24 protein-coding genes and 1 riboswitch are annotated in these 24,439 nt (G+C 59.9%); of the genes, 18 read left to right on the plus strand and 6 right to left on the minus strand.

The genetic code is table 11. From position 1 onward, the window contains the following. Positions 1-3: 3 nt before the first annotated feature. Both ACTG2W_RS19925 and fadE read right to left on the minus strand, forming a co-directional pair. Positions 4-1,278 carry an amidohydrolase gene (locus tag ACTG2W_RS19925; RefSeq protein WP_440016506.1) on the minus strand — a complete coding sequence of 425 codons (1,275 nt, stop codon included), beginning with the start codon at positions 1,276-1,278 and terminating at the stop codon, positions 4-6. Positions 1,279-1,457: 179 nt separating this feature from the next. Continuing rightward, entirely contained in the window at positions 1,458-3,914 is a 2,457-nt protein-coding gene (fadE, locus tag ACTG2W_RS19930) for an acyl-CoA dehydrogenase FadE (RefSeq protein ID WP_440016507.1), read from the minus strand. A 254-nt stretch (positions 3,915-4,168) separates the two neighbouring features. On the opposite strand from fadE, the gene lpcA reads away from it, so the two are divergent. From lpcA to ACTG2W_RS19945, 3 genes are all read left to right on the plus strand, one after another. Beyond that, positions 4,169-4,747, plus strand: coding sequence for a D-sedoheptulose 7-phosphate isomerase (gene lpcA / locus ACTG2W_RS19935; RefSeq protein WP_429025383.1), 579 nt, complete (start codon positions 4,169-4,171; stop codon positions 4,745-4,747). Positions 4,748-4,911: 164 nt separating this feature from the next. Next, positions 4,912-5,721, plus strand: a complete 810-nt coding sequence (locus ACTG2W_RS19940; RefSeq protein ID WP_440016508.1) for a class II glutamine amidotransferase — start codon at positions 4,912-4,914, stop codon at positions 5,719-5,721. A 291-nt stretch (positions 5,722-6,012) separates the two neighbouring features. Then, complete coding sequence (locus tag ACTG2W_RS19945; RefSeq protein WP_005361847.1) at positions 6,013-6,348, plus strand: Hpt domain-containing protein; 336 nt, start codon at positions 6,013-6,015, stop codon at positions 6,346-6,348. Positions 6,349-6,387: 39 nt separating this feature from the next. On the opposite strand, the gene ACTG2W_RS19950 is transcribed toward ACTG2W_RS19945, so the two are convergent. Continuing rightward, positions 6,388-7,302 carry a gluconeogenesis factor YvcK family protein gene (locus ACTG2W_RS19950; protein WP_047438497.1) on the minus strand — a complete coding sequence of 305 codons (915 nt, stop codon included), beginning with the start codon at positions 7,300-7,302 and terminating at the stop codon, positions 6,388-6,390. 113 nt (positions 7,303-7,415) lie between these two features. Here ACTG2W_RS19950 and ACTG2W_RS19955 point away from each other — a divergent pair, with 113 nt between their 5' ends. Further along, positions 7,416-8,600 (plus strand): FIST signal transduction protein, encoded by a 1,185-nt coding sequence (locus ACTG2W_RS19955; protein ID WP_106842669.1) that lies wholly within the window; start codon positions 7,416-7,418, stop codon positions 8,598-8,600. A 31-nt stretch (positions 8,601-8,631) separates the two neighbouring features. Further along, complete coding sequence (locus ACTG2W_RS19960; RefSeq protein ID WP_162517352.1) at positions 8,632-10,728, plus strand: hybrid sensor histidine kinase/response regulator; 2,097 nt, start codon at positions 8,632-8,634, stop codon at positions 10,726-10,728. A 249-nt stretch (positions 10,729-10,977) separates the two neighbouring features. Here ACTG2W_RS19960 and ACTG2W_RS19965 read toward each other — a convergent pair whose 3' ends face one another. The 3 genes from ACTG2W_RS19965 to narQ all read right to left on the minus strand — a co-directional run bounded on the left by ACTG2W_RS19965 (position 10,978) and on the right by narQ (position 14,007). Beyond that, entirely contained in the window at positions 10,978-11,553 is a 576-nt protein-coding gene (locus ACTG2W_RS19965; RefSeq protein ID WP_005334473.1) for an LON peptidase substrate-binding domain-containing protein, read from the minus strand. A 103-nt stretch (positions 11,554-11,656) separates the two neighbouring features. Further along, positions 11,657-12,295 (minus strand): two-component system response regulator NarL, encoded by a 639-nt coding sequence (narL, locus tag ACTG2W_RS19970; RefSeq protein WP_440016509.1) that lies wholly within the window; start codon positions 12,293-12,295, stop codon positions 11,657-11,659. After that, positions 12,295-14,007, minus strand: coding sequence for a nitrate/nitrite two-component system sensor histidine kinase NarQ (gene narQ / locus ACTG2W_RS19975; protein WP_440016510.1), 1,713 nt, complete (start codon positions 14,005-14,007; stop codon positions 12,295-12,297). Before narQ ends, narL begins: the two co-directional genes overlap by 1 nt. A 78-nt stretch (positions 14,008-14,085) precedes the next feature. Further along, positions 14,086-14,239: riboswitch (molybdenum cofactor riboswitch) on the plus strand. Here narQ and moaA point away from each other — a divergent pair. The 13 genes from moaA (at position 14,227) to modA (ending at position 24,379) form a co-directional block, all read left to right on the plus strand. Further along, on the plus strand, positions 14,227-15,222 hold the full coding sequence (gene moaA, locus ACTG2W_RS19980; RefSeq protein ID WP_013723569.1) for a GTP 3',8-cyclase MoaA: 996 nt from the start codon (positions 14,227-14,229) through the stop codon (positions 15,220-15,222). It overlaps the preceding riboswitch by 13 nt. Before the next feature lie 239 nt (positions 15,223-15,461). Further along, a complete protein-coding gene (napF, locus tag ACTG2W_RS19985; protein WP_106842667.1) occupies positions 15,462-16,004 on the plus strand; it encodes a ferredoxin-type protein NapF in 543 nt (180 codons plus the stop codon). 29 nt (positions 16,005-16,033) lie between these two features. Continuing rightward, positions 16,034-16,288, plus strand: a complete 255-nt coding sequence (locus ACTG2W_RS19990; protein ID WP_031227438.1) for a chaperone NapD — start codon at positions 16,034-16,036, stop codon at positions 16,286-16,288. A 101-nt stretch (positions 16,289-16,389) separates the two neighbouring features. Continuing rightward, positions 16,390-18,879, plus strand: coding sequence for a nitrate reductase catalytic subunit NapA (gene napA, locus ACTG2W_RS19995; RefSeq protein WP_064340967.1), 2,490 nt, complete (start codon positions 16,390-16,392; stop codon positions 18,877-18,879). Positions 18,880-18,895: 16 nt separating this feature from the next. Next, positions 18,896-19,633, plus strand: coding sequence for a ferredoxin-type protein NapG (gene napG / locus ACTG2W_RS20000; RefSeq protein WP_106842666.1), 738 nt, complete (start codon positions 18,896-18,898; stop codon positions 19,631-19,633). After that, complete coding sequence (gene napH, locus ACTG2W_RS20005) at positions 19,630-20,505, plus strand: quinol dehydrogenase ferredoxin subunit NapH (protein ID WP_106842665.1); 876 nt, start codon at positions 19,630-19,632, stop codon at positions 20,503-20,505. The genes napG and napH overlap by 4 nt, the downstream gene beginning before the upstream one ends. Continuing rightward, positions 20,505-20,960, plus strand: coding sequence for a nitrate reductase cytochrome c-type subunit (locus ACTG2W_RS20010; protein WP_106842664.1), 456 nt, complete (start codon positions 20,505-20,507; stop codon positions 20,958-20,960). Before napH ends, ACTG2W_RS20010 begins: the two co-directional genes overlap by 1 nt. A gap of 11 nt (positions 20,961-20,971) precedes the next feature. Continuing rightward, positions 20,972-21,562, plus strand: coding sequence for a cytochrome c3 family protein (locus ACTG2W_RS20015; RefSeq protein WP_005353459.1), 591 nt, complete (start codon positions 20,972-20,974; stop codon positions 21,560-21,562). 242 nt (positions 21,563-21,804) lie between these two features. Then, complete coding sequence (gene moaB, locus ACTG2W_RS20020) at positions 21,805-22,311, plus strand: molybdenum cofactor biosynthesis protein B (RefSeq protein WP_064340970.1); 507 nt, start codon at positions 21,805-21,807, stop codon at positions 22,309-22,311. A gap of 9 nt (positions 22,312-22,320) precedes the next feature. Beyond that, the gene (gene moaC, locus ACTG2W_RS20025; RefSeq protein WP_106842663.1) at positions 22,321-22,845 is read left to right on the plus strand and encodes a cyclic pyranopterin monophosphate synthase MoaC; all 525 of its coding nucleotides are present in this window, start codon (positions 22,321-22,323) and stop codon (positions 22,843-22,845) included. Next, positions 22,842-23,087, plus strand: a complete 246-nt coding sequence (gene moaD, locus ACTG2W_RS20030) for a molybdopterin synthase sulfur carrier subunit (RefSeq protein ID WP_005353453.1) — start codon at positions 22,842-22,844, stop codon at positions 23,085-23,087. The genes moaC and moaD overlap by 4 nt, the downstream gene beginning before the upstream one ends. Positions 23,088-23,089: 2 nt before the next feature. Then, a complete protein-coding gene (moaE, locus tag ACTG2W_RS20035) occupies positions 23,090-23,563 on the plus strand; it encodes a molybdopterin synthase catalytic subunit MoaE (RefSeq protein ID WP_106842662.1) in 474 nt (157 codons plus the stop codon). Positions 23,564-23,650: 87 nt separating this feature from the next. Beyond that, positions 23,651-24,379, plus strand: a complete 729-nt coding sequence (gene modA / locus ACTG2W_RS20040) for a molybdate ABC transporter substrate-binding protein (protein ID WP_106842661.1) — start codon at positions 23,651-23,653, stop codon at positions 24,377-24,379. The last annotated feature ends 60 nt before the right edge of the window (positions 24,380-24,439 follow it).

The following is a 24,439-nucleotide window of genomic DNA, read 5'->3' on the forward strand; positions in this document are numbered from 1 at the left end:
ATATCAAGAGAGGGCTGCTTCTGCCACACCCAGTCGGGCACGGGTCCAGGCGGCCAGTAGCTCTACCCCGCTTTGCATCACCCGCTCATCGAAATCGAATTCGTTGTGATGGTGCGGCGCCGCCAGATCGGCCCCTAGGATCAGGTAAGCCGCTTCGCCACCCTGTTTTTGCACCCGCTCCATCAGAAAACCGGCATCTTCACTGGCGCCAAAGCGGCGAGTCTGGATGGTGGCAAGCCCTTGCTTGCGGGCCAGCGCCGCCAGCTCGGCCTGCAGCGCCGGGCTGTTGTCGAGGGCAATGGCCTCACCCTGCTTGATGATGCGGTAGGTGACGCCGTTGGCTAGGGCGGTACCTTCGACGATGCGCTGTACCTGACTGAACATGTAGTCGTTGAGCGCGCTGTCGGCGCCGCGGGTTTCACCGCGCAGCTCGGCATGATCGGGGATGACGTTGCGGCCGCTGCCAGCGTGAAGCTGGCCGACGTTGATGCGGGTCATGCCATCGCGGTGGCGGGGAATGCCGAGCATGGCGGTGGTGGCCATGCAGGCGGCGGCCAGCGCATTGCTGCCGGCATTGGGCTCGAGCCCGGCGTGAGCAGCGGTGCCCATAAAGTGGACGTCGAACTTGGTGGAGCAGAGAAACTCGGTGGGGTTGATCACCAGCTCGCCGCTGCCAGCGTGAATGCCGATATGGAGCGAGAGCAGGGCATCCACGTCATCGAGTGCGCCACCGGCAGCCAGCGCCTTGCCACCGCGACACCCCTCTTCGGCGGGCTGGAAGAAGAGCTTGATGCGTCCGCACAGCTCCTCTTTCATCGCCATCAGCTGGCTGGCCAGCCCCATGCCGATGGCGGTGTGGCCATCGTGAGCGCAGGCGTGCATCCACCCCTTGTTGTGGGAGGCAAAACCCTCTTGCTGCGGTTGGTGCTGTTCGGCGTCGGACTCTTCCACCTCCACCGCATCGATATCGAAGCGAAAGGCCAGGGTCGGACCGGGACGACCGGTATCCAGCTCTCCCATCAGGCCAGTGACATCGCCAATCCGCTCCAGCCAGTCGGGATGGGCACCCTGACGGCGGGCGCGAGCCTTCTCGGCCGCCACATCCACATCACGGCCCATCATCAAATTGCTGGCCAGCAGCTTGTCGCCGAGCACGATGCGATAACCTAGCTCGCTCAGATGGTGGGCAATCAGGCTGGTGGTGCGAAACTCTTTCCAGGCGGCTTCTGGCAGGCGGTGCAGGTCGCGGCGCCACAGGATCAGGTGCTCAAGGGTCATCTTGGCTTCCTTGGTGATTCGATTTGTCGGCTATTGTGCCTTTTTTCCCGGCTGACCACACGGGGGCTGCAGCTGGTCGGGGGAGCTGTGCGTGCAAGTGGTGGCTGTTCGGGCCGTGAGTAGTGGTGAGCGCCCATAAAAAACGCCTCCACAAGGGAGGCGTTGTCGATAGCTGGTTATCAGGCCGCGTGATGGTAAGCGGAGGCTTCAAACAGCTTCTTGTTGGCCACCAGATCGATGGGGTCAAAATCATCGACGTTGATGGTGCGCAGGCGACTTACCTCGGCGCGGCGCAGCAGCTCGGCTTCGCTCTGGGTCAGTACGCCAGCGGCCAGGCCAATGTCGGCCACCTTGTCCAGTGCCATGAAGGGGCGCTTGATGCCATCGCTCTTGCAGACTTTCTCGAACAGCGGCTCGGCGGCCAGCACGTCATCGAGCGCCTGCTCCAGCAGACCGAAGGGGTTGCCCTCTTCGCTAGTCAGGTATTGGCCCTTGGCCAGGCGGCTGCGAGTTTCGCTCGGGGTTTGCAGCAGACGGGCAACCTGTTGATCCAGCTTGTCGCACGGACGGTTCAGGTCACGACCCAGCGGCAGTACTACGGCACGCAGGGCCAGACCAATCCAGCGGTTCGGGAAGTTGCGCAGCAGCTCGTCGATCGCCTCTTGTGCCTTGAACATGGCATCTTGCAGTGCCCAGTGCAGCAGCGGCAGGTCGGCCTGCTGGCGTCCCTCATCCTGATAGCGCTTGAGGGCGCTGGAGGCCAGATAGAGCTGGCTCAGCACGTCGCCAAGACGGGCGGAGACCCGCTCCTTGCGTTTGAGCTCGCCACCCAGGGTGCCCATCGCCATGTCTGACAGGAACGCCAGGTTGGCCGAGAGGCGAGAGAGCTGCTGGTAGTAGCCCTTGGTCTGATCCTTGTACGGTGCCGCGGCAAAGCGGGCGCCGGTGATACCGAGCCAGAAGCTGCGCACCAGGTTGCTGATGGCAAAGCCGACGTGGCTGAATACCGCCTTGTCGAAATCCTTCAGCGCCTGCTCCTTGTCGGGGTGGCTGGCGGCCAGCATCTCCGGCAGTACATACGGGTGGCAGCGGATAGCGCCCTGACCATAGATGATCATGCTGCGGGTCAGGATGTTGGCCCCTTCCACCGTCACGGCGATGGGGGCACCCTGATAGCCACGGGCCAGATAGTTGTTGGGGCCCATGCAGATGGCCTTGCCGCCGTGGATGTCCATGGCATCTATGATGCACTTCTGGGCACGGTCGGTGAGGTGGTATTTGACGATGGCGGAGATGACCGAGGGCTTTTCGCCAAGGTCGATACCGGTCACGGTCAGGTTGGCTGCAGCGCCCATGATGTAGGCATTGCCACCGATGCGGGCCAGCGGCTCTTCAATCCCTTCCATCTTGCCGATAGGCAGCTTGAACTGGCGACGGATGCGGCTATAAGCGCCGCTCGCCAGGGCCAGCATCTTGACACCACCTGTGCTGTTGGAGGGCAATGTGATGCCGCGACCGACTGACAGACACTCGACCAGCATGCGCCAGCCCTGACCGGCCATGGCCGGGCCACCGATGATGAAATCGAGCGGGACGAACACATCCTTGCCCTGGGTCGGGCCGTTCTGGAACGGCACGTTGAGCGGAAAGTGGCGACGGCCAATGCCGACCCCCTTGATGTAAGTGGGAATGAGGGCGCAGGTGATGCCGAGCTCTTCCTCTTCGCCCAGCAGGTGTTCCGGATCACGCAGTTTAAAGGCGAGACCCAGTACAGTCGCGATAGGGGCGAGGGTGATGTAGCGCTTGTTCCAGGTGAGGCGCATACCGAGCACCTCTTTGCCTTCCCACTCGCCTTTGCAGACGATACCGAAGTCGGGGATGGAGCCGGCATCAGAACCCGCTTCCGGGCTGGTCAGGGCGAAGCAGGGGATCTCTTTGCCTACCGCCAGGCGGGGCAGGTAGTAATCTTTCTGCTCGTCAGTGCCATAGTGTTGCAGCAGTTCGCCCGGGCCCAGTGAGTTGGGCACGCCGACGGTGGAGGCGAGCACGGCGCTGGCACCGCACAGCTTTTGCAGGACACAGGACTGGGCGTAGGCCGAGAACTCCAGACCGCCATATTTCTTCTTGATGATCATGGCGAAGAACTTGTTGTCCTTCAGGTATTGCCACACCTCGGGGGAGAGATCCGCGCGCTCGTGGGTCACTTCCCAGTCGCTCACCATGCGGCATACTTCCTCGACCGGGCCATCCATAAAGGCCTGCTCTTCGGCAGAGAGGGTGCTGACCGGAATGGCGTGCAGCTTTTTCCAGTCCGGGTTGCCCGCGAACAGATCGGCTTCCCACCAGGTGGTGCCCGCTTCGATAGCCTCTTTCTCGGTGCGGGACATCTCCGGCATGATCGATTTGTAGATCTTGAACAGCGGCTTGGTTATTTGATTGCGGCGAAATTCCACCAGATTGAGCGGGATGGCGATCACCGCGAACAGCGCCCATACCAGCAAGGGCACATGACCATAGATGGCGCCAAGCACCAGGGCGGCGCCGGTGACCAGGGTGGAGATGAACAGGGATGCCCGGCGATAGGCCAGGGCTCCGATAACCAGGATCACCCCGAGCAGAGTGAGGGTCGTCGTCATTGCTTGCTCCTTGCGTGAAAGATTGCCAACGTGGCGTAACTGATCCAGAGGTCTGACCTGTTGGATATGGCCCCTGTTGTAATTCATACGCACAAAGTTATCAAGCTGTTTACATCTTCATTACCTTCTCTCTGTGATCCCCATAACGCTCACGCGCCGCCAGCGCTGTGGCTCGCAGGGGGGCGACTGTGCGATTCGCTTGTGCGAGAATAGCCGCGATCTACACGCACACTAAAAACAGTGGAAGAGACATCATGTACCAAGAATTGATCCGCAATGAACTGACCGAAGCTGCCAGCGTGCTGCAGGCCTTCCTGGCTGATGAGCAGAACCTGAAAAACATCGAAGCGGCCGCCAAACTGCTGGCTGACTCTTTCAAAGAAGAGGGCAAGGTGCTCTCCTGTGGCAACGGTGGCTCCCACTGTGACGCCATGCACTTTGCCGAAGAGCTGACCGGTCGTTACCGCGAGAACCGCCCGGGTTATGCCGGTATCGCCATCTCCGATCCGAGCCACCTCTCCTGCGTCTCCAACGACTTTGGCTATGACTATGTCTTCTCCCGCTACGTAGAAGCGGTCGGCCGCTGTGGCGACGTGCTGCTTGGTATCTCCACCAGCGGTAACTCCGGCAATATCCTGAAAGCCATCGAGGCGGCCCGCGCCAAAGGGATGAAAGTGATCGCCCTGACCGGCAAGGATGGCGGCAAGATGGCGGGTCTGGCGGATGTCGAGATCCGCGTGCCGCACTTTGGCTATGCCGACCGTATTCAGGAAGTGCACATCAAGGTGATCCACATCCTGATCCAGCTGGTCGAAAAAGAGATGGCCAAGTAATCAGGCCATCGTCACCAGACAAGAGCAACGCCGGTAGCATGGTTCGCCATCGGCCGGTTGTTGCCAGTCACAGGGGAAGGGATTGCGCCTTCCCCTGCTGTCTGTCGAACCAGCGTGCTGGTCGAACATGACACAAGCCAAATCATGAAAGGAGTCTGCCGGATATGTGCGAACTGCTCGGCATGAGTGCCAATGTGCCGACCGATATCTGCTTCAGCTTTACCGGGTTGATGCTGCGCGGCGGCAAGACCGGGCCCCACAAGGATGGCTGGGGGATCACCTTCTACGAGGGGAAGGGCTTTCGCACCTTCAAGGATCCCGAGCCCAGCGCCCAATCTCCCATCGCCAGACTGGTACAGGCGCTGCCCATCAAGAGCTGCGCCGTAGTCAGCCACATTCGGCAAGCCAACCGTGGCTGCGTGTCGCTGGAAAATACCCACCCCTTTACCCGTGAGCTGTGGGGCCGTTACTGGACCTTCGCCCACAACGGTCAGCTCACCGGCTACAAGAAGCTGCCAACCGGTCGCCACCGTCCGGTAGGGGATACCGACAGCGAGCACGCCTTCTGCTGGCTACTCGATCGGCTGGAGCAAAAATATCCCAAGCGTCCGTCCAACTTTCCCGCCATGTTTCGCTATCTCGCTACCCTGTGTGACGAGCTCAGAGCATTCGGGGTGTTCAACATGCTGCTCTCGGACGGGGAGTATGTGATGAGCTACTGCAGCAACAACCTGCACTGGCTGACTCGCTGTGCGCCCTTTGGCGAGGCGAGCCTGCTGGATGAGGAGGTGGTGATCGACTTTCAAAGGGAGACCACCCCCAACGATGTGGTGACCCTGATCACCACCCGTCCGCTGACCGGCAATGAGAATTGGGTCAAAATGGCGCCCGGCGAATTCAATCTGTTTCGCATGGGGGAGCGGGTGGCGACCAACCAGGTCCCGTTTGAGCAAGATAAAAAAATACCAGGGTAGATACCTACCCTGGTTCTTCGCAGCAGCCATAAAAGGCAAAAGGGATGAGAGGTGTTGCTGAGCATCATCACTCTGACGGCATTGAGTGTTGATCAATTGTTAATTTGTGGCAATCAAGTTGTTGTCTTGACGGGCGTTTCAGCATCGCTATTTCGATACTGATCACATTTTTTGCCACTTTATTCCCTGAGCCATCCAATCGGGTGCTTCATCACAGCCTGGTCGTGAGCCACGACATTGAAAACTATCTATAGTATGGTCTGTTTGAATACCGTTCTGGAGGAGCCTCGCATGGAGTGGGTGGATCGCAAGGTGTTGCAGCAGCTGGCAGAGGATATCGGTCCGGATATGCTGCCCGTGGTCATCGCAGTCTTTATTGAAGAGGTGGGCGAGCAGCTGAGTCAGCTCAGACCCCTCTATGAACAGGGAGAGTGGGAGGCGCTGGCTCGGGTGGCGCACAGCATGAAATCATCCTGTGGCAGCTATGGCGCCATACCGAGTTATCAGCAGGTGATGGCGCTGGAGATGGCCAGCAAGCAGGCCGATGTGGCCGAGGCAGAGCGCCAGTTGAAACTGCTGGAGGCCTCCTTGCCCCAGGTGCTCGCGTTTCTTGCCGATTATCATTAACGGCGCCATGCAGGGATGCCGGGGCGCCGTGACCGTTGCCTAACGCTGGTTGAGCAGTTGCTGGATGATCCGGTCCAGCGCCAGTTTCAGCTTCAACCGATCGTGCCGATGGGGCAGCTCAAGCTCGCCCAGCTCGGCTTCGATCACTCGCCCTTGCCAGTCCCCCGCATCACCCGCGCCTTGTGGGGCCAGGATGGCATCCAGCCGACCCTGACCGACCCGGGATTCCAGCCAGCGACACTGACTCATCAGATCCAGCTGACTGGCAGGGCCGTTTTCCGCCACCAGATTGCAGACGAAAACCAGCATGGCGCTGCTCTCGTTGATGGCCTGGGCGATCTCGGCCAGCAGCAGTGGCGGCATGATGGAGGTGAGAAAACTGCCCGGCCCCAGAATGATCATGTCCGCCTGTTGCAGTGCCAGCACCGCTTCCCGGGTCGCTTGCACCTCCGGCATCAGGCCGAGGGATAGAGGCGGTGTTGCCAGTTGATCGATTGAGACCTCTCCCAGGATCTGGGTGCCACACTCCATATGGGCGCAGAGATCGGTGGGAAATTCAGACATGGGTAGCAATTGTGACTCGATTTTGAGCATGTCACTGATCAGCTTGATAGCATCAAGAGGACGGACACAGAGATTATCGAGCGCCAGCAGCATCAGGTTGCCAAGGTTGTGGCCCGCCAGCTCGCCCTTGCCGGCGAAGCGGTACTCGAACAACAGGCTGCCGATGCTGGGATCGGTCACCAGCTGGTTCAGGCAGTTGCGCAGATCGCCCCAGGCGATGCACTCCTGACTCTTGCGCAGGCGTCCGGTCGAGCCACCATCATCTGTGGTGGCGACGATGCCGGTGAGCCGTTGACCGAGAAACGAGAGGGACGAAAGCACTCGTCCCATGCCATGGCCACCACCGATGGCAACGACCCGATCGAAGTCATTGATGTTTTTTTGCCACATATGGGCGTCCTGTCATTGGTCTCAGTTGACCGCTATGTTAGCAAGTGAAGCGAGATAATTGTTTGATAAAGGTATGATTTTTGCTTGAGGCTGCCATTCGATAAAACAAGGAGATGGTGTTGAAATTTCTGACCGTTCACTCCCTCGCCCAGGATTCATCGCTGGCGGCCCAAGATATCTGCGCGCAGCTGCGCCACCATGCCGATCAGGCCCCCTCCCTGCTGTTACTTTATTTTACCCAAGCCCATGAGGGGGCGATACTGCGCGACGTGCTCAAACGCCAGTTCCCGACGACCCGCCTGCTTGGGTGCAGCTCTTGCGGTGGTGTCATGACCGAGATGGGACACCACGCCCGAGACGGATATGGGCTGGCCGTTGCTGCTCTGTACGATGAGAAAGGGGCATTCGGGGTAGCCGGTGCCAGCGGTGACGGGGTGGATGTGCGGCAATTGCTGCGCCGAGCCATGAGCGACTGTGGTCGACCGGGCGAGCTGCCCCAGCTGATCCTGTTTCATGCCAGTCCCGGCAAGGAGGAGGGGCTGCTGGCCGGTATCGAGGCAGAACTCGGTGCCTCGGTGCCGGTGGTCGGTGGGTCCGCGGCAGATAGCAGCGTCAGCGGTGACTGGCAACTCTGCTGGGATGAGGCGGTGAGTCAGGATGGCATCGGTCTGGCGGTGCTCTATCCCAATTGCCAGCTGGCCTTTCAGTTTCACTCCGGTTATGTGCCTGCCGAATTCAGTGGCGAGATCACAGCCTGCAACGGGCGTGAGGTACTCACCATCGATCACCAGCCTGCTGCCGAGGTCTATGCCCGCTGGTGCGGTCGCGAGCAGCCCTGGCCGGTGGGGGCGATTTTGCGGGAGACCACGCTCACCCCGCTAGCTCGTCAGGTGGGAGCGCTGGATGGTATTCCTTACTACAAACTCTCCCATCCCGAAGCTGTGACCGAACAGGGCGGGCTGCGGCTCTTTACCGATGTGGTGCAAGGGGAGCGTCTGCTGTTGATGTACAGCAGTCAGGAAGGGTTGTTGCAGCGCAGCCTCAATGCCATGCGCGTTGAGCCAGGGTATGGGGTCGATGTGGAATTGCAGCCTATCGGCGCGCTTATCATCTTTTGTGCTGGTTGCCGTTTGGCGCTAGGTGATATGTTGTGCCAATTTGTCGAGCAGAGCCAGGCTCGCCTCGGCAAGATCCCTTTTATCACCCCCTTTACCTTCGGCGAGCAGGGGCGGCTGCCCAATGGCGAGCTGGCCCACGGCAACCTGATGGTATCGAGCGTGATTTTCCTGACCCGTTGAGTCGGCAGAACATAACAGAGCAGGCAACAAGATGATTGGCAACAGTGAACTGGAAGCCCTCGGCGACAAATTGCAGACCACGCTGGTCGACCTTATGCGTTGCCGCGAGCGCGAGGCCAAGTATCGTCACGAGTCCCAGACTCTGCTGGGGGGCGTTGCCACCCTCGCCGATGCCAAGACGCTGGAGCAGGTGCTGGAGAGCCTTATCCAGGTGCTCAAACCCTTTATCGGCTTTGAGCACGCGGATGTGGTGGCCTGGGAAGGGGAGCTGGGGAGTACCCACCTCAGTACCGAGCCGATGCTATCAGCCCGCAGTTGGCGCATGACCCCGGCATTTGCCCGCGCCATCTCGGGTGAAACCCTGGTTATTTACGATCCCGCCCAGCTGCCTGAGCTTGCGCCGCTGGCGAGTGAGCCGGGCTGGGCCAGCGTGATGCTGACCGGGCTGCAGGCCCCCGGTTTTACCGCCACCCTCATCTGCCGCCACGCCCGGGCGGGCACCTTCGATCTCACCAGCAAGGCCGCCATGGAGCGTTGCCGTCCGCTCATCGCCCAGGCGCTGGTCAACATCACCTATCGGGCCCGCTTGCAGGAGCAGGTCGCGGTAAAAACCGAGGCGTTACAGGCCAGCGAACGCCGTTTTCGCAGCTTCGCCGCCATGGCTTCAGACTGGTTCTGGGAGACAGATGCCGAGCATCGCCTCAGTTATGCCTCAGAGCCGGGTTATCTGGATGAGATGACCCCGCAAGCGACCCGGCCGACCCTCTATGACTACGTCTGCAACAAGCAGAGCTGCGATGCCCAGAAATATCTGCAGCTTTTGGAGCTGCGCCAGCCGGTGCGAGGGGTGCGGATGCAGGTTGCGCTGCAACACGGCCCCTGCTGGATGGAAGTGAGCGCCGAGCCCTGTTTTGACCATGATGGCCTGTTTATCGGTTATCGCGGCACTGCCCGGGATATCAGCAACCAGATCCGTAGGGAAGAGGAGCTGGCGCGGGCACGGGATGAGGCTGAAGCGGCCAACCGTGCCAAGTCCCAGTTTCTGGCCATGATGACCCACGAGATCCGTTCGCCCATGAATGCGGTGTTGGGGATGCTCGATCTGGTGCAGCATGCCGAGCTGGCGCCGGAGCAACAGAGCCTGCTGCGCCATGCCACCCACTCGGCCAGATTGCTGCAAACCATCATCGACGACGTGCTCGATTTTTCGAAAATCGAGTCGCAAACCCTGGTGTTTCACTGCGAGACCCTGCAACCCGTCCAGCTTTGCCAATCCCTGGTCGAGCCGCTGCAAGCTCGCGCGACCGCCAAGGGGATTGCGCTGGTTTATCGGGTCGATGAGTCGGTACCCCGGGAGTTACAGGGGGATCCGATGCGTCTGTCACAGGTGATGGGCAATCTGCTGGACAACGCCCTCAAGTTTACCGAGCAGGGGCAGGTGACACTGCACCTGGGTTGGCAGGATGAGAAGCTGCTGATCTCGGTCTCCGACACCGGGATCGGGATCGCCGATGCGGATCAGGCGCTGCTGTTTGAACCCTTCTCCCAGGTCGACAACTCGGCCACCCGGCGTTTTTCCGGTACCGGCCTGGGCCTTGCCATCAGCAAGCGTCTGGTTACCCTGATGGGAGGTGAGATCCACCTGAAGAGCGAGCCGGGTAAGGGAAGCTGTTTCTGGTTCGAACTGCCCGGCATGGCGCTACCCTGCCATAGTCAGCCGCAGCGGGAGGAGGGGGCTTCGGCACTGCTGCCACTGGATGTGCTGGTGGTGGAAGACAGCCCGGTGAACCAGTTGGTGGTGTCGCTGATGCTGCAAAAGCTGGTGGGCAAGGTACGGCTGGCAGCCAATGGTCTGGAGGCGCTGGCGCAGGTGGATGAGCAGCTCCCGGATCTGATCCTGATGGATATGCGGATGCCCCTGATGGACGGACTGGAAGCCACCCGGCGCTTGCGTGAGTTGGGATGCACCATGCCTATCGTCGCCCTGACGGCCAATGCGATGGCGGAGGACAAGGCATGCTGTCTGGCGCAGGGGATGGATGACTTTCTCGCCAAGCCAATCACCTTGTCACGGCTGAGAGAGTGTTTGCAGCGTCACTTTGGTCAGCGGTTGCCGACGCGCGGATAAAAAAAATGGTCAACTTTGTGGGTTGACCAGTTCTTCAGCAAATACTGAAGAGAGCACGGGATAAATCGGGTTGTATCAATCTATATGAAAAATCTGTGCCAACTTTTTTGGGACTCTTTTGTGTTCAATTTTGGCCGTTTAGCGCAGCGGCTCTCTCTTGTTATGGCGTTCTGCGTTCCTACTCACTCGCAAAATGCGAATTTCACATTTTCATTGTTGGAATAATTGCATTTTGCAACGCTGTTTTTGTCATTGTGAAATCAGGCGATGCAGGAATTTACGGGCCGCTTCGCTGTTTTGTTTGGCAATCAGCATCTGCTTTTCATAAATCGGCATCGGCAATATCTCGAGCCAGCGCTGGCAGAGCCAGGCGGCATCTTCAAAGCGCTTGTCCGGATAGAGCTCATCAAGCTCCGGATACTGCTCGAACACTTCCCGCAGGCGATTGACCAGCAGCTTGTCGTTGAAATCTGAGTGGGTGCTCGGCCAGTTGGGCAGCATCTCCACCTTGGCCCGGCGCAGGCCCATCTCGTCTGTTTCCATCTCGTGGATACAGAAGCGCTCCAGTCCCAGCACCGTCACCCCCAGCAGGCCATCATTGAGGGTGTAGAAGTCGGTCACTTTGACCCGGGTGCCCACCGGCAGAATGCGGCCGGATTGTCCCGAGGTGGTCGACTCTTCCATCACGATGCCAAAGCCCTGATCGTTGATGAATGACTCCTTGAGCATCTGCAGGTGGCGTGGCTCGAACAGACGCAGAGGAAGCTTGCCGCCCGGCAGTATGTGGGAAGGCAAGGGGAACAGTGCCAAAGGTTGTAGTTTCATGTTCCATCCTCCATTGAGTAGTTGCTGAATATGACAATGCAGCGACTGTGCCAGAGAATGAAAAAAGCCACCGGAGGGTGGCTTTTCGGGCGGTTGAGGGCGCTTAGTTGCGCTGCTCCAGATACATGACAGCCGCTTCCACGCGGCTTTGCGCCTCGAGTTTCTTCAGCAGGCTCTTCACGTGAACCTTGACCGTTCCCTCGGAGATATGGAGCACCGAGGCGACCTGTTTGTTGGAGAGGCCTTTTGCAATTTCGCGCAGGATTTGCATTTCGCGACGCGTGAGGCTTTCCAGCTTCTGCTGCAGATGGTCCAGTTCGTAGATGTTCTCGAGGTAGGGGCGCAGCGGTTCGCTCAGGATCTGCTTGCCGGTCATCACGTCGGCCAGCTGGGCCAGCAGCAGGTCTGGCTCTGTATCCTTGAGCAGGTAGCCGTCGGCGCCCGCCTTGAGCAGGGCCACCACATCCTGACGGGCATCGGAGACAGTCAGGATCACCACCCGAGAGGTGATCTCCTCGGCTCGCAGCGCCTTGAGGGTGTCGAGACCGGAGAGCCCCTTCATGTTGAGATCGAGCAGGATCAGGTCAGGCTCGGACTCTTTGGCCAGTGCCACGGCATCTGTGCCATTGGAGGCTTCACCGGTCACCTCCATGTTCTCTTCCAGGGTCAGCAACTGCACAATCCCTTTGCGCATGAGGGGATGGTCATCTACGACCAGAACACTGTATTTCATCTCGTCCATCAGGCGTCTCTTGTTAGACTGGTGGGAAAGGTCAGATGCACGCGGGTGCCTTGTGGTTGCTGCTCGTTGATGGTCAGCAGACCGTGCAGTTTGCTGGCTCGCTCGTTCATGATGCTCAAACCATAATGGTTGATCGCCGAGCTGGCGAGTCCGATCCCGACACCGTCATCTGAAATCTGAACCTTAATGTTACCATTGGCAAGGGTCTCACAGCTAACATCAATCACTTGCGCGTTGGCATGTTTGATGGCATTGAGCACTGCCTCGCGGATCAGTTGCAAAATGTGGATATGCTGACCCGCTTCCAGGTCGTTGTCGGACAGTCCGTAATGAATCCTGATCTCGGCCTGAGTCTGAGGGCGCAGTTGATCGAGCATCACCCGGATCGCCTCCCCCAGGTTGGCATCGCCAATACTGAGACGGAAGGTGCCAAGTAGTTCGCGCAACTGGGTATAGGCATTGCTGAGCCCCTCATCGATCTGCTGCATCGCTTCAAGAGCCTTATCTTGCTGCCCCTTGGCGTAGGAGCGTTTGAGCAGGGTGGACTGGATCTTGAGATAGGAGAGGGCTTGCGCCAGCGAGTCGTGCAGCTCCCGCGCAATGACTGCCCGCTCTTCCATCAGTAGCAGTCGTTGCTGTTGCAGCAGGGTCTGGTCTTTGTGCAGCACCTGAGCCAGCAGCATGGTGAAGTTCTTCATCAACCGCTCATCGATGGGATGCTGGCTGATGATGTCGAGCCGACCGAATTCCTGCTCATCCATCTGCAGATAGAAGCTGGCGACCGCATCGAGATCCCCGGGCCAGCCGGTGCGCCCCGAGATGTAAACCGGCATGGCATTGTGTTCAAAGCGGGTTAGCCGGATATGAGCGATATGCTGGTGGGCGGCGGCGCGGTCAAGCAGTTTGATCAATGTGCGGGTGCTGAGCGGGGCTGCATGCAGCTTCTGGGCCGTCGAATAGAGAAACGAGAGGGTGTCGTTGGCCTGCTGCAGCTTGGCGGTTTTCTCCTCCACCTTGTTCTCAAGCTCCCGATAGAGCTTGCCCAGTTCATCCGCCATGGTGACAAAAGCCCGCGACAGTTCCCCCAGCTCATTTTCACCGTGGGCTGGCAACTGGAGATCGAAGTCCTGCCGCTGGATCTGGCGGGCACAATAGACCAACTGGTTGAGGGGGGCGACCACCTGCTGGCGGGTGAAGCGCACGGTAAACCAGGCGATGGTGATGATGGCCAGCAACCCGAGCCCTTCCGCTAGTGCCAGCATGCGTACCTTGAACTCCACATGGTATTGCATCTGATTGACGAAATTGTCGATGGCCGCCACAAATTTTTCGGTGTTATCGATATATCGTCTGGGAGTCCGATCTTCGATATGCTGGCGCATCTCCCGCCATTGGCCGATTACTTCACCGTAGGTGCGTCGAAGAGAAGCCGGGGTGATCCAGCGCTGGGTCTCTTGCAACTCGCGGGCATTGAGCGTCTCTTCGAACTGGTTGAGGCGCCCTAGTACGCTTTCACCCTGCTCGATCTCATAGGCCATCCGGTAGGCTTGCATACGCAGAGAACCAGACAGGTTAATCGCCTTGGCGTCGGGTATTGAATAGAACAGAGTGACCATGGCGACCAGCGCGATCAGGCTGGCCATGAAGAGGATCAAAATCATGGATCGGCCGATGGCACTGCTGACCGAGCGGACCCTGAACCGTTTTTGCATGATGCCAAAAGTCTCCGAAATGGGTGGATTACCTCTTTAGTTGCGTGGGAGTGTACTCCAACTTGTGTTAGTATCGAAAAACTAGATGAACTCCGAGCGGTTTTGCCTAAGTCATTGAGATAGGGGGAAACCAGCCGTCAGCCGATTGTTGAACCTAATGGTCGAGCTGTAAGGGTCAGGAAAGAAATGCCCTGGCCTCCCGTATTTGGAAAGGTGTTTATGTTGCCACTTGAAGATGGTTTTTCCCGTCGTTTTTACTATTTGCGTCTGTCGGTGACCGATGTGTGCAATTTCCGTTGCACCTATTGTTTGCCTGACGGCTATCGCCCCCCGGAAGGCCACAAAACGGGGCGTCAACCCTTTCTCTCGATTGACGAGATCCGCCGCGTGGTCAGCGGTTTTGCCGCCATGGGCACCCGCAAGGTGCGCATCACGGGGGGCGAGCCCTCCCTGCGCCGCGATTTCACCGAGATCGTCAAGGTGATTGCCACCACCCCGGGCATCGAGAAGGTCGCCATGACCACCAACGGCTATCGCCTCAAGGAGCGGGCTCAGGAGTGGTTTGATGCAGGACTCAACGCGCTGAATGTCAGTGTCGACAGTCTCGACCCGCGCCAGTTTCACCAGATCACCGGCGAGAACAAGCTGGCCGAAGTGATGGAGGGGATCGAAGCAGCACTGGCCGCCGGTTTCAAATCGGTGAAGATCAATGCGGTGCTGCTCAAGGGGCTCAACGACTACCAGCTCGATGCCTTTCTGGGCTGGATCAGGCACAAGCCTATCGAGCTGCGCTTTATCGAGCTGATGCAGACCGGCGAGATGGATACCCTGTTTCGTGACCACCATGTCAGCGGTGAACAGATCAAACAGCGCTTGCTGGAGAGCGGCTGGGTGCAGCAGTTGCGGGGCACGGATGACGGTCCGGCGCAGGTCTTTATGCACCCCGATTCGCAAGGTGGGGTGGGGCTCATCATGCCCTACAGCAAGGATTTCTGTGCCGGTTGCAACCGGCTGCGGGTCTCCTCGCTGGGGAAGCTGCATCTGTGCCTGTTTGGCGACAACGGCATCGACCTGCGGGATCTGCTCGGCGCAGATGGACAATCTGATGAGCTGCAACAGCGCATTCGCGCGGCACTGGCGGGCAAGAGTGCCACCCATCGTCTCCATGAGGGCAATGCCGGCATCACCCCTCATCTCGCCTCGATCGGCGGATAACCGCAAAAAATCGCCAACGATTAAATAGCAATCCTCACATGGAGGTATTTTAACCGATACCTCCTTTTTTATTGCGCTGCAAGGCTTTGATCTGGCGCAAGAATCCCCCCTGTTTATCTCCCTGGTGGTATATCCCTTACCTTGTCAGGGCCGCAATATACACCCACTCTTATAATTGGTATCAAGAATGCCAATCATGGACTCGCACTGTCCCCTTTTTCACCAGAACAGGAGTCAACATGCCGGATGAGATCGATCTTGCCCGCCGCGGCCTGTTCCGGGGGCGGCTGAGAACTGCCGAACCGCCGGTGCAGTTGCCCTGGTCAGTCAATTGGTCGACATTTGTCGCCGACTGCACCCGCTGCGGGGACTGTCTGGCGGCCTGTCCGGAGCAGATCCTGGTGAATGGCGAGGGCGGTTTTCCGGTGGTCGATTTCCAGCGTGGTGAATGCACCTTCTGCACCGAGTGCGCCACGGTCTGCAAGGCGCCTGTGTTTCGCCCGACCAGCGAGTCCCCCTGGCACTACAAGGCCCATATCGAGGCCAACTGTCTGGCCAATGGTCAGGTGTTCTGCCAGCGCTGTCAGGACAGCTGTGAGCCCAATGCCATTCGTTTTATTCCGGTGCTGGGGCGGGTGCCCACCCCGACGGTCGAGCCGGATCGCTGTAATGGCTGCGGCGCCTGTGTGCAGGATTGTCCGGTTGGCAGCATCAAGGTCGACGGGCGAGCCGCCCCATCCGGTGGTGCGAGCCAGCCCACCCTCAAGCAGGAGTCAGAATGAGTCAGAAGCCGTGTGACACAGAAGCCACAATGGATCAGGAGTTCCATGTATCGAGTCTGGTGGTGCTGACCCAGCCCCCTTTGCGCCATCAGCTCGCCGAGCAGATTGGCGCCCTTGAAGGGGCCGAGATCCACGCCGTCAGTGACGAGGGGAAGCTGGTCGTGACCCTGGAAGGTCCGAGCCAGCGGCCGATCATGGCGGCCATTGATGCGATACAGGCGATGCCGGGTGTGCTCTCAGCCGCCCTGATTTACCACCAGTTCGATGAACTGGGCGGTCACTGAAAAGAGTGATGGGATGCCGGGCGTGCCCTCTGCCGCTGATGGCTGGCTCCCGTTCGACAGATTCGACAACTATTACGCGATAAGCAATGTGAGGATATGCCATGAAGCTGAGTCGACGCGACTTTATGAAGGCCAACGCGGTGGCAGCTGCCGCTGCCGTGGCCGGTGTCAGTGCCCCCACGCTGGCAGCCAATCTCATCACCAGTACCGACAAGACGGCCATCCATTGGGATAAGGCTCCCTGCCGCTTCTGCGGTACCGGCTGCTCCGTGCTGGTGGGCTCTCAGGATGGTCGGGTCGTGGCGACTCAGGGCGACCCCGATGCACCGGTCAACCGTGGCCTCAACTGCATCAAGGGCTACTTCCTCTCCAAGATCATGTATGGCCAGGATCGCCTGACCCAGCCGATGCTGCGGATGAAGAACGGCCAGTTCGACAAGGATGGCGACTTCGCCCCCATCAGCTGGGATCAGGCGTTCGACATCATGGCCGAGAAGTTCAAGGCGACCCTGAAAGAGAAGGGGCCGACCGCCGTCGGCATGTTCGGCTCCGGCCAGTGGACCGTCTGGGAAGGCTATGCCGCCGCCAAGCTGATGAAGGCCGGTTTCCGCTCCAACAACATCGACCCCAATGCCCGCCATTGCATGGCCTCTGCGGTCGTCGGCTTCATGCGTACTTTCGGTATGGATGAGCCGATGGGCTGTTACGACGATATCGAGCAGGCCGATGCGTTCGTGCTGTGGGGCTCCAACATGGCCGAGATGCACCCCATCCTCTGGTCGCGGATGTCCGATCGCCGTCTCTCCAACCCGGATGTGCAGGTGCACGTGCTCTCGACCTTCGAGCACCGCAGCTTCGAGCTGGCGGACAACGGCATGGTGTTCACCCCGCAGACCGATCTGGCGATCCTCAACTATGTCGCCAACTACATCATCCAGAATGACAAGGTGAACTGGGACTTCGTCAACAAGCACACCGTGTTCAAGAAGGGGGCCACCGACATCGGTTACGGCCTGCGCCCGACCGATCCGCTGCAGCAGAAAGCGAAGAACCCGGACAGCGGCGATGCCACGCCGATGACCTTCGAGGAGTTTGCCAAGTTCGTGGCGGATTACGATGTGGAGTCGGTCTCCAAGCTCTCCGGCGTCTCAAAAGAGAAGCTGGAAAAGCTGGCCAAGCTCTATGCCGACCCGAGCAAGAAGGTGGTCTCTTACTGGACCATGGGCTTCAACCAGCATACCCGTGGCGTCTGGGCCAACAACCTCTGCTACAACATCCACCTGCTGACCGGCAAGATCTCCGAGCCGGGTAATGGTCCTTTCTCACTGACCGGCCAGCCCTCTGCCTGTGGCACCGCGCGTGAAGTGGGTACCTTTGCCCACCGTCTGCCTGCCGACATGGTGGTGACCGAGCCCAAACACCGCGCCATTGCCGAGAAGATCTGGAAACTGCCGGAGGGGACCATTCCCGACAAGGTGGGTTTCCACGCCGTGCTGCAGGATCGCATGCTCAAAGATGGCAAGCTCAACGCCTACTGGGTGATGTGCAACAACAACATGCAGGCCGGCCCCAACATGAATACCGATCGCCTGCCTGGCTATCGCGATCCGCGCAACTTCATCGTGGTCTCCGACCCGTACCCGACCGTCACTGCCCAGGCCGCTGATCTCATCCTGCCTACCGCCATGTGGGTGGAGAAAGAGGGGGCCTATGGCAACGCCGAGCGCCGCACCCAGTTCTGGCACCAGCAGGTGAAAGCGCCGGAAGGGGCCAAGTCCGACTTGTGGCAGCTGATGGAGTTCTCCAAGCGCTTCAAGGTTGAGGAAGTGTGGCCGGCTGAGCTGATTGCCAAGATGCCGGAAGTGAAGGGCAAAACCCTGTTCGACGTGCTCTATGCCAACGGTCAGGTCAACCAGTTCCCGAAAGAGCAGAGCAAAGGTCTGCTGAACGACGAGGCCGAGCACTTCGGGTTCTACGTCCAGAAAGGGTTGTTCGAAGAGTACGCCACCTTCGGTCGTGGCCACGGTCACGATCTGGCGCCGTTCGATCAGTACCACGAAGCCCGTGGTCTGCGTTGGCCTGTGGTAGATGGCAAAGAGACCCTGTGGCGCTATCGCGAAGGGTTCGACCCCTATGTGAAAGCGGGCGAGGGGGTGCGCTTCTATGGCAAGCCCGATGGCAAGGCGGTCATCTTCGCCCTGCCGTTCGAGCCCGCCGCCGAGTCGCCCGATAAAGAGTACGATCTGTGGCTCTCCACCGGCCGCGTGCTGGAGCACTGGCACACCGGCACCATGACCCGTCGGGTTCCCGAGCTTTATCGCGCCTTCCCGGATGCGGTGCTGTTTATGCACCCGGACGATGCCAAGGCCCGCGGCGTGCGTCGTGGTGAAGAGGTGATCGTTTCCTCCCGCCGTGGCGAGGTGAAGACCCGTGTCGAGACCCGTGGTCGCAACCGTCCGCCGAAAGGACTGGTCTTCATGCCCTTCTTTGATGCGAGCCAGTTGGTCAACAAGCTGACCCTGGACGCCACCGATCCGCTCTCGAAAGAGACGGATTACAAGAAGTGCGCCGTCAAGGTGATGAAGGCTTAAGGAGGGGGAGTGCGAGATGAGTCGTAGTCGTCGCCAGTTTCTGGCCGACATGGCCAAGGGGGCCTGCGGTGTGGGCCTGCTTGGCGTGGGGCTCGGTGGCGTGGCCCGCCAGCAGGCACAAGCCGTGCCTGCCCAGGCGCTGCGTCCGCCCGCCGCCCTCGATGAAACAGAGTTCCTCAGCGCCTGCGTGCGTTGCGGGCTCTGCGTCGAGGCGTGCCCCTACGACACCCTCAAGCTCGCCCGGCTGTTTGACCCTGTGACCACCGGCACCCCCTATTTCAAGGCGCGTGCCGTGCCCTGCGAGATGTGTGATGACATCCCTTGTGTGGTGGCCTGTCCGAGCGGGGCACTGGATCAGCAGATGACCGACATCGATCAGGCCCGGATGGGGGGGGCAGTGCTCATCGATCACGAGACCTGTCTCAACTATCTGGGGCTGCGCTGCGATGTCTGTTATCGGGTCTGCCCGCTGATTGACAAGGCGATCACTCTTGAGCTGCAGCATAACCAGCGTACCGGCAAACACGCCATGTTCCTGCCCACGGTACACAGCGATATCTGTACCGGCTGTGGCAAGTGTGAGCATGCCTGCGTGCTGGAGGAAGCGGCCATCAAGGTGGTGCCACGCCAGCTCGCCAAAGGTGAGCTGGGTCATCACTACAGGCTCGGCTGGGAAGAGAAGGCCAAGACGGGGAACAAGTCGCTCATTGGCGACAGGCTCACCCTGCCCACCCGCAAACCGGAGGGGTTATGAGTCGTTATCCGGGGGAAGAGGCTCGCATCAAGCTGGGGTGGTGGCGTTCCCACCGCTTCCTGTTGCTGCGTCGGCTGAGTCAGTTCAGCGTGCTCGCGCTGTTTATGCTGGGGCCGTTGGCGGGTATCTGGATCCTCAAGGGCAACCTCTCCAGCTCGCTGTTGCTGGAGACGGTGCCGCTGACCGAGCCTCTCACGCTGTTGCAGTCGCTGGCGGCGGGTCACTGGCCCATCACCACTCTCTGGCTGGGGGCTGCCATTGTGCTGGCCGGTTACTGGCTGGTCGGGGGGAGGGTGTTCTGCTCCTGGGTCTGTCCGGTCAACCTCATCACGGATGCCGCAGCCTGGCTCAGGGGGCGCCTTGGCCTCAAGGGTAATGGCCAGTTCAGCCGTGCGACCCGCTACTGGCTGCTGGCCATGGTGCTGGTGGTGCCAGCGGTGGTCGGGGTGATGGCGTGGGAGTTGGTCAATCCGGTGTCGCTCGCCATGCGCGGTCTGCTGTTTGGCATGGGGGCGGGCTGGGCCCTGCTGGTGGCGCTGTTCCTGTTCGATCTTTTCGTGGTTGAGCGGGGTTGGTGCGGTCATCTCTGTCCGGTGGGGGCCTTCTATGCCCTGGTCAACCGGGTCGGATTTATCAAGATTTCTGCCAAGGGGCGCGAGCGGTGCAACAACTGCATGGATTGTTATGCGGTCTGCCCGGAGCGTCACATCCTGCGCGGGCCTGTTCATGGTGCCAAGCGCGGTCACGGGCCCTTGATTGCGGCTCAGGAGTGTACCAACTGTGGCCGCTGCATCGATGTCTGCGCGGAACAAGTTTTTGAAATCACTGTAGGTTTTGCCGTCAAGGCAGAAAAAACGTCGGAGAACAAATAATGAAAAAGCTGATTGGAGCAATGCTGGCCTGCCTGATGGCGGGATCCTTGATGGCAGCGGCCCCCGAGATCACCAACAGTACCGGTGGCCTCAAGTCCGAGCGTGGCACCACCGATCTGGTGACCGATGCCACCGCCGCGCCCCTGAAAAACTTCCGCAAGGATGGTGCGCCCTACGATCGCCAGTACATGCATCAGCCGCCGCTGATCCCCCACGACATTCGCAACTATGAGGTGGACACCAAGGTCAACAAGTGCCTGGCTTGCCACAGCTTCAAGAATGCCAGTGCCATGAAGGCCCCCAAGATCAGCCCGACTCACTTCGAGACCCGCGACGGCCTGACCCTGGGTGAAGTGTCGCCGCGTCGCTACTTCTGCCTGCAGTGCCATGTACCGCAAGCGGATGCCAAGCCGCTGGTGGAAAATACCTTTAAACCGGTTGAAGCGCTGAACTGAGGAATCCATAGATGAAATTACCCGGCTTTATCCAGCGTCTGTGGACCACCTTCAAGTCACCATCGAAGGCAGCTCTCTGGGTCATCCTGCTGATGGGCTTCTTCGGTGGCGTGATTTTCTGGGGTGGCTTCAACACCGCCATGGAAGCATCCAACACCGAGGCCTTCTGCACCAGCTGTCACGAGATGAAGGACAACGTGTTCGAGGAGTACCGCGACACCATCCACTACGCCAACCGCTCCGGTGTGCGGGCCAGCTGCCCGGATTGTCACGTACCGCACGAGTGGACCTACAAGATCATCCGCAAAGTGCAGGCTTCCAAGGAGCTGTGGGGCATGATCACCGGCAAGGTGGATACCCGCGAGAAGTTCGAGTCACACCGGCGCGAGATGGCGGAGCGGGAGTGGCAGCGGATGAAAGAGACCGATTCGCGCGAGTGCCGCAACTGCCACAACTTCGAGTACATGGACTTCTCCCTGCAGGGGCAGCGTGCCGCCAAGATGCACTCTACCAATCTGGCCAGTGGTGAAAGTACCTGCATCGACTGTCACAAGGGGATTGCGCACCAGCTGCCCGACATGACCGGGGTGAAAGGGTTCTGATCCTGCGACGACAGGCCGGGTTTGCCCGGCCTGCGTTTTGTTCATATATGGGACAAGCATCAGATTTGTGTGTCTTTTAAATCCCATATCTCGTGAAACCTTTGATAGAATCAGCCCGCCGTCACACGCTTGAGCAAGTTGGTCACCTCTGTCTGCGTCAGTTTTTGCGCCCTGACAGCTGGCCTCTCATACCCCTTCTCTTCCTGCCTCGTTGACGGCCCATAGCCACAAGGAGCTGCCCGATGGGACAGAAACACAACGCATTTATTCCCCTCAAGATCGCCGTGCTGACGGTCTCCGACAGTCGCACTGCCGCCGATGACAGCTCGGGTGACTATCTGGTCTCGGCCCTTACCGACGCGGGCCATCAGCTGGCCGATCGGGCACTCTGCCCCGACAACCTGTTTCGCATTCGCGCCCAGGTGAGCGAGTGGATCGCCGATGAGGGGGTGCAGGTGGTGCTGATTAACGGCGGTACCGGCTTCAATGAACAGAACCGGGTACCGGAAGCGGTCGGTGTGCTGTTCGAGCGCACCGTACAGGGTTTTGGTGAGATGTTCCGTCAGCTCTCTTTTGCCGAGATTAAAGGCTCCGCCATGCAGAGCCGTGCGCTGGCGGGACTCGCCAATCGCACCCTGATCTGCTGCCTGCCCGGCTCCACCGGTGCCTGTCAGCTGGGTTGGGAGCAACTGATCCGCGATCAGCTCGATGCCCGCACCAAGCCGTGCAACTTTGTCTCCCACCTCTGAGAGCAAACGATGAACCAGACCGATCCCAAGCAGACCCAGCCCAACCTGACGCATCTGAACCAGAGCGGCGAAGCCCATATGGTGGATGTGACTGACAAGCAGGTGACCGAGCGCGAAGCCCGTGCCGAAGCGTTTGTTGCCATGGCCCCCGAGACCCTGGCGCTGATCCTGAGCGGCCTGCACCACAAGGGTGACGTGTTCGCCACCGCCCGCATCGCCGGCATCATGGCCGCCAAGAAGACCTCCGATCTTATCCCCCTCTGTCATCCGCTGGCCTTGACCAAAGTCGAGGTGGAGATAGTGCCGCTGGCCGAGCAGAATCGGGTGCATATCCGCACCCTCTGCAAGCTCTCCGGCAAGACCGGGGTAGAGATGGAGGCACTGACCGCCGCGTCGGTAGCGGCGCTGACCATCTACGACATGTGCAAGGCGGTGCAAAAGGACATGGTGATCGAACAGGTGCGGCTGGTAGAGAAAAAGGGCGGCAAGTCCGGCCATTTTCAGCTGGGGTCAAATAGCGGGGAGCAAGCATGATCAAGGTACTGTTTTTTGCGCAAGTAAGAGAGCTGGTGGCCTGCGATGAGCTGAGCCTGCCCTGCGACTATGCCACCGCCGAACAACTGCGTGCGGCGCTCTGTGAACGCGGCGACAAGTGGGCGTTGGCTCTCGAGGCTGGCAAACTGCTGGTGGCGGTCAACCAGACCCTGGTTCCCCTCGATACCCCCATCAACGATGGCGATGAGGTGGCTTTCTTCCCACCGGTGACCGGAGGTTAAGGATGAGCGAGGCAATCATGACCGATCGCATTCTGGTGCAGCGGGAAGATTTCTCGCTGGCGGACGAATATGCCCGCCTCGCCACCCGCGCCGACAGTGGCGCCATCGTCACTTTTGTTGGCAAGGTGCGCGACTTCAATCAGGGGGAGGAGGTGAAGGGGCTGGCCCTCGAGCACTACCCTGGTATGACCGAGAAGGCGCTGGCCGATATCGTGCAGGAGGCCCGCCGCCGCTGGCCGCTGCAGGAGTGTACCCTCATTCATCGTATCGGCGAGCTGTGGCTTGGCGATCAAATCGTGCTGGTGGCGGTGAGCAGTGCCCACCGCGACGCAGCCTTTGATGCCTGCCACTTCATCATGGATTTCTTGAAAACCCGGGCGCCGTTCTGGAAAAAAGAGCTGACCGCCGAGGGTGTGCAACGCTGGGTCGAGGCGCTTGATCGCGACAACGCCGCCGCTGCCCGCTGGCAAGCCTGACCTGTTCATCACGAGGGGCACAGGTTCAACGGGAACCACGGCCCCGCCAAGGGGCGCGGATGTGCGGGCCCCATCAGGAGAAAGGGAATGAAACCGCTGTTATCTGTTGTCATCGCCGGCGTCTGCGCCGCCACCTTGCATACCGGTGCCGTGCAGGCTGATGAAGTGAAGGTGGCTGTGGCGGCCAACTTCAAGGGAACCATCGAGCGTATTGGCAAGGAGTTTACCGCCAGGACCGGCCACACCCTGGCCATCTCGTCTGCCGCCACCGGAGTGCTCTACACCCAGATCAGTCACGGCGCGCCGTTCGATCTCTTCCTCTCCGCCGATGCGGCGACCCCCGAGAAGCTGGAAAAAGAGGGCAAGGGGAGCGATCGCTTTACCTACGCCATCGGCCAGCTGGGGCTGTGGAAGAAGGGGGGGCCGGCCCCTGACGAGGCGACCCTGCGTAGCTGGAAAGGCAACCTCGCCATCGCCAATGCCCGTACAGCTCCCTATGGTGCTGCCGCCATGGCGACCCTCACCCATCTCAAGATCGATCCCAAGCAGTACCGGTTGCTGACCGGCGCCAACATCGGCCAGACCTGGCAATTTGTCGACACTGGCAATGCCGAGCTGGGCTTTGTCGCCTGGGCCAATCTGGTTGAGGCGGGCAAGACTGGTGAAGCCTGGGCAGTGCCTGCGAGCTTCTATCCCCCCATCGAGCAGCAGGGGCTGGTATTGAAGAAAGGTGCTGCGGTCGAGGCGCTGGTGGCCTGGCTCAAGGGGCCGGGTCAGGCGCAGATCAAGGCAGCTGGTTATGCCTTGCCCCAATAAGGGGATGGTCCTGATGCGATACCCTGAGTGGTCGGCCTTCGGGTCGGCCACTCTTTGCAA

The sequence above is a fragment of the Aeromonas sp. 96A genome (assembly GCF_051919165.1).
Lineage (GTDB): Bacteria > Pseudomonadota > Gammaproteobacteria > Enterobacterales > Aeromonadaceae > Aeromonas > Aeromonas veronii.

What these genes read in the sequence shown, in the direction of transcription:
- moaA (WP_013723569.1), top strand. Translation starts at nt 14,227, where the DNA reads ATGTTGCCACTTGAAGATGGTTTTTCCCGTCGTTTTTACTATTTGCGT.
- ACTG2W_RS19945 (WP_005361847.1), top strand. Translation starts at nt 6,013, where the DNA reads ATGGAGTGGGTGGATCGCAAGGTGTTGCAGCAGCTGGCAGAGGATATC.
- narQ (WP_440016510.1), bottom strand. Translation starts at nt 14,007, where the DNA reads ATGCAAAAACGGTTCAGGGTCCGCTCGGTCAGCAGTGCCATCGGCCGA.
- ACTG2W_RS19955 (WP_106842669.1), top strand. Translation starts at nt 7,416, where the DNA reads ATGGTGTTGAAATTTCTGACCGTTCACTCCCTCGCCCAGGATTCATCG.
- ACTG2W_RS19940 (WP_440016508.1), top strand. Translation starts at nt 4,912, where the DNA reads ATGTGCGAACTGCTCGGCATGAGTGCCAATGTGCCGACCGATATCTGC.
- fadE (WP_440016507.1), bottom strand. Translation starts at nt 3,914, where the DNA reads ATGACGACGACCCTCACTCTGCTCGGGGTGATCCTGGTTATCGGAGCC.
- narL (WP_440016509.1), bottom strand. Translation starts at nt 12,295, where the DNA reads ATGGACGAGATGAAATACAGTGTTCTGGTCGTAGATGACCATCCCCTC.
- napH (WP_106842665.1), top strand. Translation starts at nt 19,630, where the DNA reads ATGAGTCGTTATCCGGGGGAAGAGGCTCGCATCAAGCTGGGGTGGTGG.
- ACTG2W_RS19990 (WP_031227438.1), top strand. Translation starts at nt 16,034, where the DNA reads ATGGATCAGGAGTTCCATGTATCGAGTCTGGTGGTGCTGACCCAGCCC.
- moaE (WP_106842662.1), top strand. Translation starts at nt 23,090, where the DNA reads ATGAGCGAGGCAATCATGACCGATCGCATTCTGGTGCAGCGGGAAGAT.
- ACTG2W_RS20010 (WP_106842664.1), top strand. Translation starts at nt 20,505, where the DNA reads ATGAAAAAGCTGATTGGAGCAATGCTGGCCTGCCTGATGGCGGGATCC.
- moaB (WP_064340970.1), top strand. Translation starts at nt 21,805, where the DNA reads ATGGGACAGAAACACAACGCATTTATTCCCCTCAAGATCGCCGTGCTG.
- moaD (WP_005353453.1), top strand. Translation starts at nt 22,842, where the DNA reads ATGATCAAGGTACTGTTTTTTGCGCAAGTAAGAGAGCTGGTGGCCTGC.
- ACTG2W_RS19965 (WP_005334473.1), bottom strand. Translation starts at nt 11,553, where the DNA reads ATGAAACTACAACCTTTGGCACTGTTCCCCTTGCCTTCCCACATACTG.
- modA (WP_106842661.1), top strand. Translation starts at nt 23,651, where the DNA reads ATGAAACCGCTGTTATCTGTTGTCATCGCCGGCGTCTGCGCCGCCACC.
- napF (WP_106842667.1), top strand. Translation starts at nt 15,462, where the DNA reads ATGCCGGATGAGATCGATCTTGCCCGCCGCGGCCTGTTCCGGGGGCGG.
- ACTG2W_RS19950 (WP_047438497.1), bottom strand. Translation starts at nt 7,302, where the DNA reads ATGTGGCAAAAAAACATCAATGACTTCGATCGGGTCGTTGCCATCGGT.
- moaC (WP_106842663.1), top strand. Translation starts at nt 22,321, where the DNA reads ATGAACCAGACCGATCCCAAGCAGACCCAGCCCAACCTGACGCATCTG.
- lpcA (WP_429025383.1), top strand. Translation starts at nt 4,169, where the DNA reads ATGTACCAAGAATTGATCCGCAATGAACTGACCGAAGCTGCCAGCGTG.
- ACTG2W_RS19960 (WP_162517352.1), top strand. Translation starts at nt 8,632, where the DNA reads ATGATTGGCAACAGTGAACTGGAAGCCCTCGGCGACAAATTGCAGACC.
- ACTG2W_RS19925 (WP_440016506.1), bottom strand. Translation starts at nt 1,278, where the DNA reads ATGACCCTTGAGCACCTGATCCTGTGGCGCCGCGACCTGCACCGCCTG.
- napA (WP_064340967.1), top strand. Translation starts at nt 16,390, where the DNA reads ATGAAGCTGAGTCGACGCGACTTTATGAAGGCCAACGCGGTGGCAGCT.
- napG (WP_106842666.1), top strand. Translation starts at nt 18,896, where the DNA reads ATGAGTCGTAGTCGTCGCCAGTTTCTGGCCGACATGGCCAAGGGGGCC.
- ACTG2W_RS20015 (WP_005353459.1), top strand. Translation starts at nt 20,972, where the DNA reads ATGAAATTACCCGGCTTTATCCAGCGTCTGTGGACCACCTTCAAGTCA.